This window comes from Moritella dasanensis ArB 0140 (assembly GCF_000276805.1).
Classification (GTDB): Bacteria; Pseudomonadota; Gammaproteobacteria; order Enterobacterales; family Moritellaceae; genus Moritella; species Moritella dasanensis.
On sequence record NZ_AKXQ01000015.1, the window covers coordinates 22,467 to 37,238 of the forward strand.

14 protein-coding genes and 1 riboswitch are annotated in these 14,772 nt (G+C 38.3%); of the genes, 4 read left to right on the forward strand and 10 right to left on the reverse strand.

Annotated features, from left to right (window positions below; translation table 11 throughout):
• Positions 1–9: 9 nt before the first annotated feature.
• Positions 10–492 (reverse strand): ferredoxin-type protein NapF, encoded by a 483-nt coding sequence (napF, locus tag A923_RS0113505; protein WP_017222206.1) that lies wholly within the window; start codon positions 490–492, stop codon positions 10–12.
• A 401-nt stretch (positions 493–893) separates the two neighbouring features.
• Positions 894–1,871: a GTP 3',8-cyclase MoaA gene (gene moaA / locus A923_RS0113510; protein ID WP_017222207.1), complete on the reverse strand. Its 978-nt coding sequence runs from the start codon at positions 1,869–1,871 to the stop codon at positions 894–896.
• Positions 1,859–2,005: riboswitch (molybdenum cofactor riboswitch) on the reverse strand. It overlaps the preceding gene by 13 nt.
• A 159-nt stretch (positions 2,006–2,164) precedes the next feature.
• Here moaA and narQ point away from each other — a divergent pair.
• The 4 genes from narQ to A923_RS0113530 all read left to right on the forward strand — a co-directional run bounded on the left by narQ (position 2,165) and on the right by A923_RS0113530 (position 6,318).
• Positions 2,165–3,883 (forward strand): nitrate/nitrite two-component system sensor histidine kinase NarQ, encoded by a 1,719-nt coding sequence (gene narQ / locus A923_RS0113515; protein ID WP_017222208.1) that lies wholly within the window; start codon positions 2,165–2,167, stop codon positions 3,881–3,883.
• The gene (gene narL, locus A923_RS0113520) at positions 3,876–4,523 is read left to right on the forward strand and encodes a two-component system response regulator NarL (protein WP_017222209.1); all 648 of its coding nucleotides are present in this window, start codon (positions 3,876–3,878) and stop codon (positions 4,521–4,523) included. The genes narQ and narL overlap by 8 nt, the downstream gene beginning before the upstream one ends.
• Positions 4,524–4,678: 155 nt before the next feature.
• The gene (locus A923_RS0113525) at positions 4,679–5,254 is read left to right on the forward strand and encodes an LON peptidase substrate-binding domain-containing protein (protein ID WP_017222210.1); all 576 of its coding nucleotides are present in this window, start codon (positions 4,679–4,681) and stop codon (positions 5,252–5,254) included.
• 152 nt (positions 5,255–5,406) lie between these two features.
• A complete protein-coding gene (locus A923_RS0113530) occupies positions 5,407–6,318 on the forward strand; it encodes a gluconeogenesis factor YvcK family protein (protein ID WP_017222211.1) in 912 nt (303 codons plus the stop codon).
• Here the strand turns inward: A923_RS0113530 and A923_RS0113535 are convergent.
• The 8 genes from A923_RS0113535 to sucC all read right to left on the reverse strand — a co-directional run bounded on the left by A923_RS0113535 (position 6,290) and on the right by sucC (position 14,702).
• Complete coding sequence (locus tag A923_RS0113535; protein ID WP_017222212.1) at positions 6,290–6,634, reverse strand: Hpt domain-containing protein; 345 nt, start codon at positions 6,632–6,634, stop codon at positions 6,290–6,292. The two genes, A923_RS0113530 and A923_RS0113535, sit on opposite strands and share 29 nt — an antisense overlap.
• Before the next feature lie 57 nt (positions 6,635–6,691).
• Positions 6,692–8,179: a SpoIIE family protein phosphatase gene (locus A923_RS0113540; protein ID WP_017222213.1), complete on the reverse strand. Its 1,488-nt coding sequence runs from the start codon at positions 8,177–8,179 to the stop codon at positions 6,692–6,694.
• Positions 8,179–8,898 carry a tyrosine-protein kinase family protein gene (locus A923_RS0113545; protein WP_017222214.1) on the reverse strand — a complete coding sequence of 240 codons (720 nt, stop codon included), beginning with the start codon at positions 8,896–8,898 and terminating at the stop codon, positions 8,179–8,181. Before A923_RS0113545 ends, A923_RS0113540 begins: the two co-directional genes overlap by 1 nt.
• The gene (locus A923_RS0113550; protein WP_017222215.1) at positions 8,895–11,015 is read right to left on the reverse strand and encodes an SLBB domain-containing protein; all 2,121 of its coding nucleotides are present in this window, start codon (positions 11,013–11,015) and stop codon (positions 8,895–8,897) included. Before A923_RS0113550 ends, A923_RS0113545 begins: the two co-directional genes overlap by 4 nt.
• The gene (locus A923_RS0113555; RefSeq protein WP_017222216.1) at positions 11,012–12,145 is read right to left on the reverse strand and encodes a hypothetical protein; all 1,134 of its coding nucleotides are present in this window, start codon (positions 12,143–12,145) and stop codon (positions 11,012–11,014) included. Before A923_RS0113555 ends, A923_RS0113550 begins: the two co-directional genes overlap by 4 nt.
• A 22-nt stretch (positions 12,146–12,167) precedes the next feature.
• A complete protein-coding gene (locus A923_RS0113560) occupies positions 12,168–12,503 on the reverse strand; it encodes an STAS domain-containing protein (RefSeq protein WP_017222217.1) in 336 nt (111 codons plus the stop codon).
• Between the two features lie 162 nt (positions 12,504–12,665).
• Positions 12,666–13,535: a succinate--CoA ligase subunit alpha gene (gene sucD, locus A923_RS0113565; RefSeq protein ID WP_017222218.1), complete on the reverse strand. Its 870-nt coding sequence runs from the start codon at positions 13,533–13,535 to the stop codon at positions 12,666–12,668.
• On the reverse strand, positions 13,536–14,702 hold the full coding sequence (gene sucC / locus A923_RS0113570; RefSeq protein WP_017222219.1) for an ADP-forming succinate--CoA ligase subunit beta: 1,167 nt from the start codon (positions 14,700–14,702) through the stop codon (positions 13,536–13,538).
• Between the last annotated feature and the right edge of the window lie 70 nt (positions 14,703–14,772).

A 14,772-nucleotide genomic window follows, 5' to 3' on the forward strand; every position in this document is an offset into this window, starting at 1 on the left:
TAACTAAATTTAACGATTAGCTGTCACTGAAATTGCATTTACAGGACAAATGGACACGCAAGCGCCACAACCGTTACAATCATCTAATACAACATCGGGGCTGACAAATGTAGTACTAGTAAAATTAAATACCAGCGCTTCAGTTTCGCATGATTCTGCACAACTTCGGCAATAAACTGACTCAAGATTTAAGCAGCTATTTGAAATAGTAGCCTTATTTCCCCATGCTTGAGCTTGCGTTAAATCAAACAAATCTTCTTTACAGTGATTTACACATTCTTTACAAAAGTTGCATTCAGATACGCTAAAATCAATTTCAGGAAAACCACCATCACCGACAATTATTATTTGCTCTGGGCAAGCGGCGGTACAATCACCACAACGTGTACACTTTTCTGTAAAGTCTAAATCTGCTTTTAACCAAGGTAGGCGTACAACATCACTTTGTTCTTTACGACGAAATAACGAACGTCGCGCCAGATTAATACTCATAAAACTACCTTGTGAAAATAATTCATCTCTAAATGTGAAATTTAAAAGCGCACATCGGTCTAAAAGATATTTGTTTCATGATGATACATATAGTGTCAGCCGAAAATACTCCTTAATAGATAAGCGACTAAAAACATAATTTAGATCAACAAATGGTCCTTAAATACAATTTACGTATTTACAAATGTAACTTATGACGCTTTATGGCTATTTATGATAAGCAAAGGCTAAATGTGACAAATTGTGACAATAAATGCTTAAAATTATAGCTCACGGTTGCAATATGTGCCTTAATTGTGGGGATTTAATATAGCGTAAGCTTGTATTACGCTATATTATTTAAAAATAGAAAAATAAAAAAAAGAGATACGGGAAGGATAACTACTTATCTATTTGGATGATTAACCACCAATTGATGCTAAATGAGGTGTATTCGCGGTGAAACCATCTTGTAGAAAATGAGTCGATTTTTTATCTGACATATGCTCAACAACCCTATTTATCAATGCTTGCTGTTGATTATCATCTTGCACTAGATCACGTAACTCAACACCCGCCTCACCAAATAAACACAGATGTAAGCGCCCTTTAGTGGATACACGTAAACGGTTACAGGTCGAACAAAAGTTCTTCTCATAAGGCATAATCAAGCCAATTTCACCGACATAGTCAGGATGAATAAAGACTTGCGCAGGCCCATCGGCCTTACCTCTGACTTTACTTACCCAACCTTGTAATATCAACTTGTCACGAATACTTGCACCGGATACGTGGTGTTTATCAAACAATGCCTGATTATCACCAGTCTGCATTAACTCAATAAAACGTAATTGAATGGGTCTGGTTTTGATCCAGTTTAAAAAATCATCTAATTCAATATCATTTAAGTTGCGCATCAATACCGTATTGACCTTAACGGTCTCAAATCCAGCAGTAAAAGCAGCATCAAGACCGGCCATCACTTTGTGGAACATATTCTTACCGGTAATCTGGCGAAACATGCGTGCATCTAAACTGTCGATACTGACATTTATTGCATCAAGTCCAGCATCACGCCATTGTTGCGCATACTTTTCAAGATTAAAGCCGTTTGTTGTTGTGGCGACCTTATTAATTTTAGGGATCGCAGCAATGTCTGAGATGATATCCGTGAAGTCTTTTCTTAATGAAGGTTCACCACCAGTAATACGGACTTTTTCAGTGCCCATTTCAGCAAACCCGGTAACAATACGACGTAATTCATCACGCCCTAAAAATTCAGGTTTACCGTCGGCTTTATAGCCATCTGGTAAGCAATAGTTACATTTGAAATTACAGACGTCTGTAATTGATAGGCGTAAATAATAAAATTTACGCGAAAACTGATCTTGAAGTTGCATAAACACCTTTCCAAATACGGGAGGCCTAATCATTTCTGATTAAACCCTTATAGCAATTGCGAATGCTATGAGTCCTTAAGATCATATTTAAATTTATAAATTTAGATCATTAAGGATCGGAGTTTGAGTTATATTAAATTTTATGGTCGTTAAACTTAAACTATTTTTTAGTAAATTTAAAGGGATAGGTACAGGTAATTATAGTAGAAAATGATAAATCATTGATCGAAATTAAATTGCCCTGTAAATTATAGGCTAATCCACAGCTTAATTAACTAAATAGTAAGACTTCTATGATAAAAAATATAATCCCTTCCCATCAGTCTATTATCATTTTAATCGGCCGTGGTATGTTTAGTATACTCGCTCTTGCTTCATTATTAACCTTTATCTCATTAGTCGCGTTATCACTCAGCCTGTCCGATGCAGCGTCAATCAATAAAGCCGGCGCATTAAGAATGCAAAGTTATCAAATTGCTTATAATTTATCCATCGATGAGTCAGAGGTCAAACGTCAGGTTCATATTGATACTTTTAATCAATCACTGGCTCACATTAAAAATAATATAGTCGATAATTGGGACATCACCTCAAAGTTAAAACAAGAATTCATGACAGTGGAGACCGACTGGCAAATACAGTCTGACATTCTACACAGTGATAACCCTGACCTATTCTTGAGCAATGTTGATGAGTTTGTATTACAAATTGATACTTTTGTGCAAAATCTACAAAACCACTCCGAATATAAAGTTAAAATTATCACCCTTATTAAAGGACTGGGTATCGGTCTTATTTTCGCGGTCTGTATTATCACCATTCGCCTAATGCAAGTGCAGGTTTTAAAGCCATTACAACAAATATTCACCGCATCAAATCAAATTAGACGCGGTGAATTTGATGTCTCGTTTGATTTTGTTTATGAAAATGAAATTGGTTCATTGGCGAGTAACATTTCGCACATGGCGAATGACTTAAATCAGCTATACAGCACGCTAGAACAACAAGTTGACGCGAAAACAAAACAGTTGAAAGAAGCCAAAGATAAGATTAATTTTTTATATACCACATCGCAAAAACTACATGTTACCCACCTCAACGCCGACATGTTAGAACAAACACTACAGAGTGTTTCAGCGCTCAATGGCCTTAGCTTTTATAAACTGGTACTAACGGGTTCAGAAGTAGAGACCATCTACCTCAATGCGGGCTCAGATAACGGTGAACAAACAATTGATTTAAGGTTGGAACTCGAAGAACAATCTTTTGGTACATTAACGGTCTTACAACGAGAAGCGACCGACCAAGATCATCTAAGCAGTTATTGCCGTATTATTTCGCGTGCCCAACATCGTTCTCAAAGTAATTTAGAAGCCCAGCGCTCATTATTAATGGAAGAACGCGCCGTTATTGCCCGTGAATTACATGATTCACTTGCCCAAGCCCTGTCCTATTTAAAAATTCAGGTGGCGTTACTGAAACGACATTTAAAGAATCAAGAGATCTCCACAACAACGAATGAAATTGTCGAAGAAATAGATACCAACCTAAGGTTGTCTTATACACAATTAAGAGAATTACTAAATACCTTTAGGTTAACACTCGACGATGCCAACTTATCTGAAGCGATCTCGATCATGTTGGCACAGTTACGTCAGCGCACTCCGACCAAAATTCATCTAAGCTATGAATTAGAAGAACATTTATTTAAACCCAACCAACATATACATATTCTCCAAATCATACGAGAAGCTGTATTAAATTCCATCAAACATGCCGATTCAGATGAAATAATAATTGACTGTGGCACGAATAAAAATGGTACTATTGAAGTATCTATTTCGGATAATGGAAACGGCATTCCAGCCAATCCAGTAAAATCCAACCATTATGGTTTAAGCATAATGGGTGAACGCGCTTCAAAACTAGGTGCTAAACTAGAAATTAAAAATAATATAACAAATGGCACCTTGGTATTACTCACCTTCGACAGGGAAAACAAACATGCATGAGAATAGTTACACAATATTAGTTGTTGATGATCACCCACTAATGCGTAAAGGCATTGTTCAACTACTTTCACTAGAAGAAAAGTTCAATGTGATTGGTGAAGCCAGCGATGGTGTGGAAGCTATCACTCTTGCTAAACAACATGAACCGGATCTGGTATTACTTGATTTGAACATGAAAGGTATGTCAGGACTCGATACGTTAAAAGCACTTCGAGCAGAAGAATTAAGCTCGCGCGTTGTTATTTTAACTGTGTCTGATAACAAACAAGATGTGATCCGTTTAATCAATGCGGGTGCTGATGGTTACTTATTAAAAGATTCAGAACCTGATCTTTTATTAGCACAACTTCAAGATGTATTATCTGGGCAGCAAGCGCTTTCAGAAAGCTTACTTGGCTATTTAGACTGTCTGCATGAAGATAATAACTTTGCAGAAAAGTTGGCTAAGCTAACTAAACGTGAAAACCAAATCTTACTAGAAATTTCAAAAGGTTATAGCAACAAGCATGTTGCAAGTAACTTACACATTTCAGAAGGTACAGTGAAGGTTCACGTGAAGAGTCTATTGAAAAAATTAGAAGCAAGCTCACGTGTTGAAGCTGCTGTTATGTATCTTGAGTTCAATAAAACAAGCGCATAATCAACTACACAATCAATTAATAGAAGTGAAAATAGTGATCTCGTCATATTTTCACTTCTATTTTCTAATCCAATCTTAGATCAACTTCATTCCGCAGTGCAGACTCTTTAAACAAGGCTATCATTAGTTATACTTCCAATGACTAAGGCTTGCTCTTGCAAACTACCCAACTCGCATTACTGCCATTAACATCCCATATTTTACCTCATGGTAGACTACCTTTACGCATCATAGAAGAACGCTATATTCGCATGATCAAAGAGAGTACTAAAGCAATGAGTGGATTTGGTGTTGTCATGATCGACCCTAACCAAAACGGACCCTTTGGACGTATATCATCGATTGGCACTCACGTTGAAATTATTGATTTTTATACCCTAGATGATGGTTTTCTTGGCATTAATGTTGAAGGTAGTCGGCGTTTTATTATCGACGATATAACCACTGAGTCTGATGGTTTAAAAAAGGCTAACGTCCACTACATCAGCAACTGGCCCGATCAAAAAATAACTCCAAAAGAATATTATTTAGCTGAAAAATTAGAAGAAATATATTTCCAACACGCAGATATAAATCAACTTTATACATTAAAAGAAATGGCTAATATAAGTTGGGTTTCACAACGTTGGATAGAATTATTACCACTTTCTGTCTCAGAAAAACAACTTTTATTGCAACAGCCTGATTGCAATAGCACTGTTGCAATACTTAAAGAGTTAATGCCCATATAAACATTTTGATAAATAGCTGTCTGATAACTCAAAACAACGAAATCATTTAAATTTTGCTTATTAATTCGTCAAATAAAGCTAACTTAATTATCAAAATAATTTATTTCAAGATATGATGATGTTATCTACTTTACTTAATTTTGATTCATCCTATGTTGCAAAAATCACTTTCAGATCTTAACAAAGTTGTCGCTATTGGCGGTGGTCATGGACTCGGACGAGTGCTGTCTTCACTTTCCTTTTTAGGGCCAAGATTAACGGGTATTGTAACAACAACCGACAATGGTGGTTCAACAGGTCGGCTAAGAAATTCTGAGAATTGTATTGCTTGGGGTGATATTCGAAATTGTATCAATCAGTTAGTTACTCAACCAGACATTGGCTCTTTACTGTTTGAATATCGCTTTCAAAATGAAGGTGAGCTGAAGAATCATAACTTAGGTAATCTCATGCTTGTGGCATTAGATAATCTTTGTGTGCGCCCGTTAGATGCAGTAAATCTTATTCGTAATATGTTACACGTCGAATGCCAGCTTATTCCGATGTCAGAAGAGCCTAGTGACTTAATTGCAGTAACGCCTTGTGGCAGTGATGTACACGGCGAAGTATCCGTCGATAAGATGCATGAGTTTCCAAATCAATTAACGGTTCAACCAAATGTTGCAGCAACACTTGAAGCTGTAGAGGCAATTGAAAAAGCAGAACTAATACTATTAGGTCCTGGTTCATTCCTAACCAGTATCATGCCACCTCTTCTACTTAAAGATATACAAAAAGCCTTACGTAGAACCAACGCAAAAGTAATTTACTTAGGTAACTTACAGCATGAGGTGGGGCCTGCATCAACGATTCCACTGCAAGAACGCTTACAATGGTGTGAGGATACGCTCGGCTTTCCGCTGATTAATGCAGTGATACAGGATATAGATAAACAATCTGATTTAACTTATCCGACCTACTCCCATGATTTACGTGAAGATATAAATAAAAACTATCACGATAGACAAAAGCTAAAAACAGCAATCGAATCTGTCGTTAATGACATTTTAACGTCAGCGCACTAATCGCATCTTCTAAACTTTTTATTAATAATGGTAATTTCACTTGAACGTCAGCCGTGTTATTTGATTTTGCCATCACTTCCAACTCCTCAGCATGTTGCTGCACAATTAACGCCCCATACGTTCCTGCACTACTTTTTATACTGTGACAATTTTGCGCAACTTTATCATTGTCCAGGTTAGTCATTAGAGCTTGTAGATCTGAAATCCGCTCTGTTGTTTCTTCATTAAAAACTTCAACTAATGCCGGTAACATTTCGTCTCCGACATCAACCAGTAATTGCGTGAATACCGTTTCATTTATAACTGTGTTTTCCATTTCGTTACCTCATACCGTAAATTATAATCTTAACTAATCGTTACTTGTTGCAGCCCGTTAAATATTGAAATCTATAATAAGCGCAGTGACATCATCTTGTAACTGTTCAGGCGATAGTGATTCAAACCGCAACCACAGTTTATCTAACGTACTTTGAGCTGTTTTCCCTTTGATATCAACAAGTATATTATCAATACAGTCACAATGGCGGTCAATATTTTCAAAAATGCCGTCTGAATAACAAAAAATCTTATCCTCTGGTGTTAATTGCAGAATCACCGATGAATATTGCTCATCAGGTAACAAGCCTAATACGGTTCCTTTGCAGTCAATGGCTTGATAACCAGAATCTTGCAATAAGTAAGGTTGAGGATGACCTGCAGTGGCGATTTCACATTGGTTATCGGTCAGTTTGATCACCATACAGGTGAGCATACTGGTTTCTAACAACTGATTTGAAAAGAGTCTATTGGATAATCCAGCAAGCAAGGTCGAGGGGGATGTTTCTGCAGACGTTACAACCCCTTCCAAATACCCCATGATGGCAAAACTATGAAATTTAGCAACAGGACCATGCCCCATAATATCGCCCAAAACGATAATTTGACTCTCTCCAAAATCATGAAAAAACGCAAAGTCACCTCCTCCTTCAGTCGCAGGTGTATGTGCTAACGCAAAATTCCATTGTCCACAACTTGCGGGTAGTGAAGGTTTAAACGGTCTACTCAAAGACTCTACTATTCGTTGTTGATAATGTAGCGCTAACTGGTTAGTTCTGCGTATTACCCGGTTACAAACAGCGAGTAATGATGTTTTGGTAATAGGTTTAATTAAGTAACCGTCAATAGACACTTCTGCAGCTTGTTCTTGCACCGATAAATTCTCATCGCCAGTTAAGAATACAAACGGTGTTAATGCGCCTTTATCAAGGTCTTCCACTTTTTTTCTGAATTCAAATCCAGACATCTCAGGCATATGTATATCGGCAATAATAAGATCACAACCTTCGTGAGCAATAAATTTAAGCGCTAAAGATGCATCAGAAAAAATGTGTACGACAAAATCATTTTTAAGATAAGCGTGATACGCAGATAATAAAATACGATCATCATCAACAATGACAACGTTTAGCTTTTGTTCCAGTTTCCTCAATGGGCAAGTTAATTTATTAATGCCATTCTCACTGACATAACAACCATCAGGATTATTTTTTTGAATTAACGCTAACCCCATGCCACCAGTAAGTAACTCACCATTAAATATATCTTTTGTATCAACGTCATAAGGATTGAAAGTATCACCATTATCGAACACTGCAAAATACCAATCAGCATTTCTACCAGCCAGTTCAATACTAAACCAGTGAACAGCGTCGGAATTATGAAAATACAAATTAGACAAATATTCAGCCAATACGATTGTGACCCGATCTATTTCAGCTTGTTCAAGCGCTAACTGATGGCATAATGTAGTCAGTAAACGTCGAACCTCACTGATTGAATCAAGTTTTAACGGATATTGCTTGGCAAAAAGTTGTGTTTTCATCAACGGCCGATTCTTCCTTTTAATAATTCAATATTCGAAATTCGATTAAGTAACCATTGCTTCAGTATCGGTAAGCGCTTGAGTCGTCTACGTACTGAGTTTCTAAGCTGCATATCGAGCGGTGGGCACTTAACATCATTAATAACAGTACCAAGTAATGTCACATTATTTTGCTTAAGCATCTCGAGTGTCTTTAATACCCGACTCTCGAGTGAAATACCGGGTGCGATAATAAGTAAACTGGCATCACAACCCCTAGCAATCACTTCACCTGGTATATTTGAAAAATTGGTTAGCGTAATTGCACATGTATCAAATATAATAAAATTATAGTGTTGTAACCAAAAGTCGATCGCATTTTTGATCTTCTTTTCGTCTCGGAAGCTAATATTTTGATCTTGCTCACCTTGTGGGGCTGGTAAAATATCAATCATTTCAGAAAATTGAGTCATGGAGGCGGTTTGTAAATCAGTATCATCAAGAGACCATGACTGCTTTTCCTGAACATATTCATTGGTGATTGCTGGTTTGAATGTATTGAGATCTACAATAAGGACTCGACTTCCAGCCGCTTTATGACGCCGAGCAAGCGCTAAAACCAACTCAGTAGTACCTTCCCCTCCTTGAGCGCAGTTGATCGCTAACGACTTAATATTTTCATTCATAATTAGCTGATAAATTTGGTCTATTTCTATAAATGTTTCCGGTAATATATTCATAGGGAAGAGCCGACAATAAAGAGTGTTACGATACTCAGTGCACTGCCTAATATATCCATTAGCTGGCTCCAGTTTGAGTCTTTTTCGTTAGGTACATAAATGGTATCCCCCGCATGTATAATCGGTATATCGCGATAGTCTGGTTGGGTGAAATAATGCTTCATGTTGAACGACCTTGCTGTGTGTTCCATTTCACCACGTTTAGTCACGATGACAATACGGTCAATGTAAGCCTCTGACGTTGGGCCTCCAGCCATTGTTAATATACCCACCACATCCAATGAGGAATCATATTTGTAACGCCCAGGGTTGTGAACAGCTCCTAATACTTGAACGATATTAGCGGTATTGTTCAATATCCCTTGATCTGTCTTCGCTGGAATGTAAATGGTATCACCAGGTAGTATTTGCGGTAACAGACTTTCATCACCCGTCTCAAAGTACATATCGAGATCAAGGGTGGAGGTTTTCGCATAACGTCTATTACGATGCGTGACCTTAATGTGTTTGATATCAGCTTCATTCGTCGGTCCATCAGCAGCAGATAACAAGTCTAAAAAGTCTAATCGGCTATTAAAAGCATAACGCCCTGGTGATCCAACCGCACCAAGTATATAAATTGAAGACTCAGATTCTTGCTTAATCCATTTAGATTTATTGTCTGTTGGATCATCAGGTAGTTCGTTGAACATCACAGTATCACCAGCAGATAACTGCGGTAGTATTAAATAATCACCACCCTCTTTCATGAATTTTTCTAAATCAAAAGACTGCCGCTCACCTAAACCATCGTTACCAACGATAATTATTTTGGCTAAATCGGCTTTTTCAGTCGGTCCTTCGGCATGCCCTAACAAATCAAGGAATGTCATATCATCGTCCCATTGATAGCGGCCTGGATTCTTCACTGCACCGATGATTTTAATGGCCTCGTTATGCGCTTCAATTAACCAGGATTTCTCAATCATATCGGCTTTTTCAGGTAAGAAAATGACATCGCCACCGGTGATTTTAGGATAAGGGTTATTTACAGGATCATCGGTATATTTCTTTAAATTAAACTGGATTGTGTCACCAGACACTTTCAACACGCGGATTTGTTGCGTATCAGCATATCGATTAGGACCACCGGCATTGGCAAGCATATCCATAAACGTAATGCCTTCCCGGCCTTCAAAAGCTCCGGGGTTATTCACTTGCCCCATGACATAAACAACTTGTAAGCCGACTTTAATATCTGCGACTTGAATAGGTACAAAAATAGTGGTGCCTGGTCGTATTTTCGGTAATTTAGAAACATCACCGGTATCTAGATAAAGCTTTAAATCGAATGTTTGTGGTTCTTTCAACCCCATGACTCGAATCTTACTTACATTACCATAACGGGTAACGCCATTAGCCTTCATTAAACTTTCTATCACCGTCATACCCGGGACATAAGAGAACGTGCCCGGTGCATTAACCTCACCAAAAACAGTCACCGCTTTTTGGGTATCACTTGCATCACCGCCCGATTTTAACGTTGTCGCATCAAAAGTCATTTGTACATTGCCAGTCAGCGGCGATGAAGGCACAAAAATAACATCGCCCGATTTAAGCACTGGCAATACGTTGTCATCACCCGTTTCCAAGTAACGCTTAAAGTCGAAAATGATCACTTTAGCGCCTCGTTGCAATTGCATATTGTCCAGTTGAGCGCCTGCAAGCATGCCCCCAGCTTTATTCAATGCCATCTGTACATTACCAAATTCAGGCAGTACAACTTCATGTGGATCATTAACATAGCCGAGTACGGTCACTAACTTCTCGCGCGCTCTAAACTCAATGTACAGTTTCGATATATCACGAAACACCACACTCAATGCGGTTTTTAATTCTTTAAGTACTGCCGCTAGGGTTTTACCTTTTACTTGTATTCGCCCTATTTCAGGTATTTGAATGTAACCGCTTGCATCAACTTGAAACGGTTCTTCGAAATCGCTTTCACCTGGCATAAAAATAAACAGTTGGTCGCCAGAATCAACAAGATCGCTTTCTGCATAAGCTATTGATGACGTTGATATCAAAGTAAAACACAGTGTTAAACAGAAAGTACAACACAGTAATGAAAATTTCATAATGCGACTCCTTTTGGCAGTGACGCATCGGAAAAAAGCTCGTCTTCGTTCAACAAAAACCGCCAATTTTTTACTTTATGGTCGACATCTTGATTATGCTTTGATTGCCACAATAACGTGCTAATCACTGGCGTTATTGAAGTGGCAGAACTGAGTCGTAAGTCTTCATAGATAACCTTGTGACGCTGTGGGTCAGCGGTGATGTTCAAAACATAATCCAAGATCACATCTGTACGTAAATTAAGTAACTCAACATCCTTTAGGCTTGTCGCATAATCATCGACTGTAGATAACTGAGGTTGATTCTGACGCGCGTCTGTTGCAGCTATCTCATGAATTTGAACGGGATTATGCACTTGATCTAGGTCTAGCTGTGATCGAGAAATTTGCTGCACACTCACACCAGGCACTTGTTCAAAGAGTAAATATTGGCGCATGATGTCATTATAATCTTCATCATTTTGATTAACTGTAACCGCTAAATTTTCACTTTCTTTATCAACAATGGTCGTGACATTATGAGTCACTATATTGTTGGTATAATTGATATTTGATTGTGACTTTTTTGGACTAATGCTATTTTCAAACAATCGGTATTTAGTGTATTCAATTATAATTTCTGGATTATCTAACAGCAAAAAGCTTACTTGGCGAAGACACACTTTGTACTCTTCAGTCAAAGTAGCATTACCCTCTTCAAATTGTGGCGCACAGTACAGCAAGAGATCGAGCTGATAAATTAACGGGTGAACAAAGCTAGACGTGAATAAACGTGGTGGTTGAGCACAGTTAGTGTTACTCGAGACTCGATTGAGGTGAACAATTAAGTTGGTAATGTTTTTTTCTAGAATGGCGATTTCTATTTTTACATCTCGCGGGTCTTCAACGGCAATGGCTTTCTCAACACGGCTATTAATATTTTCAACCGTTTTTACGTAGGCAGGTGTACACGTTTGTGCACCGCGTAGATTGGCGACTGAAAAATGTAAATTCAAATAGTCATAATGTTGTTTGAATTGAATTCTTTCTTCAGTATGTTTTGTTGTATTCTCAAAGTAGCCAACACTAGGCCAGTTTGTGCAACTAGAAAGGAAAATACATATAGCTGTCCATAGCAATAATCTATTCATTCAATACCTTACGGCGATTTAGTTATGCCGAGTGATCTGCACTAGATTCAGGAATATCTTCAATAAAAGGGATTGCGTTTTCGACTCGTAACATCGTCATCAATTTATGCGGTTGGCCAGAGACTTTAAGAAGAGAAAGAGTACGACGTTGTGAAGTGAGTCTTTTGAATAAAAAAACAATAGCGCCAATACCCGTTGAGTCAATAAAAGTAACATGAGTAAAATCTAAGATAATGTTTTCAGCATGATCATCAACCAACGCCTCTAAGCTAGGCTGAATACTAACTACGTGCTCGGTATCGAGATCTGTAGCGATAGGTAAGATTATGATTCCGTCATGAGGTCTTAATATGTCCATTATAAATTCTCCTAAAGAATACAAAGTTAACTCAGAGGAAAAATAACGTTTAAAAAACATTAATATTTTTCAAGCTCATAGTAAATAATATAGACCTTAAAACTATAAAATGCACAAATAAAAAAACCACCCGAAGGTGGTTTATTATAATAAAAACAGGTATTAACCTAATTTAGCACGTAATGCAGCGCCAATATCAGCTAATGAACGCACTGTTGATACGCCTGCGTCTTCAAGGGCTGCAAATTTCTCGTCTGCAGTACCTTTACCGCCAGCGATAATCGCGCCAGCATGACCCATACGTTTACCAGCAGGTGCTGTAACACCTGCAATGTAAGAAACAACAGGTTTAGTTACATGTGCTTTAATATAAGCAGCAGCTTCTTCTTCTGCAGTACCACCAATTTCACCAATCATTACGATTGCTTCAGTTTGTGGATCTTTTTCAAACAATTCAAGTACGTCAATAAAGTTAGTACCTGGGATTGGATCACCACCGATACCAACACAAGTTGATTGACCGTAGCCTTCATCCGTAGTTTGTTTTACAGCTTCATACGTTAACGTACCAGAGCGTGAAACAATACCGATTTTACCTGGCTTGTGAATGTGACCTGGCATGATACCAATCTTACATTCACCCGGAGTGATAACACCCGGACAGTTAGGACCGATCATACGAACGTTTTGTTGATCAAGCTTAACTTTAACTTCGATCATATCTACAGTCGGAATACCTTCTGTAATACAAACGATAAGTTCAATACCTGCATCAATAGCTTCTAAGATAGCATCTTTACAGAACGGTGCTGGAACATAGATAACCGACGCAGTTGCGCCAGTTGTTTCTACTGCATCACGTACTGTATTGAACACAGGCAGACCTAAATGTGTAGTGCCACCTTTACCAGGAGAAACACCGCCAACCATTTGTGTGCCGTATTCAGCAGCTTGCTCTGAGTGGAAAGTACCTTGACCACCAGTGAAACCTTGACAGATTACTTTCGTATCTTTATTAATTAAAACGCTCATTTATTTGCCCTCAGCTGCTGCAACAACTTGTTGCGCTGCATCCGTTAGGCTAGATGCTGCGATAATATTTAATCCAGATTTAGCTAGAACTTCACGGCCTAATTCTGCATTGTTACCTTCTAGACGTACAACAACTGGCACTTTTACGCCAACTTCTTGTACAGCACCAACAATACCTTCAGCAATCATGTCACAACGAACGATGCCACCAAAGATGTTTACTAGTACAGCTTTAACATTTTCATCAGAAAGAATGATTTTAAATGCTTCAGCAACACGTTCTTTTGTCGCGCCGCCGCCTACATCTAGGAAGTTAGCAGGTTTGCCACCATGGATGTTAACAATATCCATTGTACCCATAGCTAAACCAGCGCCATTTACCATGCAACCAATACTGCCGTCTAAAGCAACATAGTTTAACTCAAATTTAGCAGCGTGAGCTTCACGTGCATCTTCTTGAGTAATATCTTGCATTAAACGTAGTTTAGGTTGGCGATACAGTGCATTTGAATCGATAGTAATTTTACCATCTAAACAAACTAGATCACCGGCACCAGTAACGATCAGTGGGTTGATTTCAAGCAGTGCCATATCTGAATCAGTGAACATTTTAGCTAGACCCATAAAGATCTGTGTAAACTGTTTGATTTGAGCACCTTGTAAACCAAGTTTGAATGCAAGTTCACGTGCTTGATAAGGTTGAGCGCCAACAAGTGGATCAATTGCTGCTTTGTGAATTAACTCAGGAGTTTCTTCAGCAACAGTCTCGATATCAACACCACCTTCAGTTGATGCCATAAATACAACTCTACGTGAACCACGGTCGATAACCGCGCCAAGGTAAAGTTCATTAGCGATATCACCCGCAGCTTCAACTAAAATTTGTGAAACTGGTTGGCCATGTTCATCAGTTTGAAAAGTAACTAAGTTCTTACCTAACCAATGTTCAGCAAATGCAGTAATTTCATCTTTCGATGTTACAAGCTTAACGCCACCTGCTTTACCACGGCCACCCGCGTGCACTTGACATTTAACAACCCATTTATCGCCACCAATTTTGTCAGCGAAAGCTGCAGCTTCATGAGGTACGTTTGTAGCGTAACCTTCTGGAACTGGCAAACCATATTCAGCAAAAAGTTGTTTTGCCTGATATTCATGCAGATTCATGCTCGTATATCCATGTTAATAGCCACAAGGGCTTGTCCTAAGAACTTACGCCTCAAGATAAGGCGTAAGC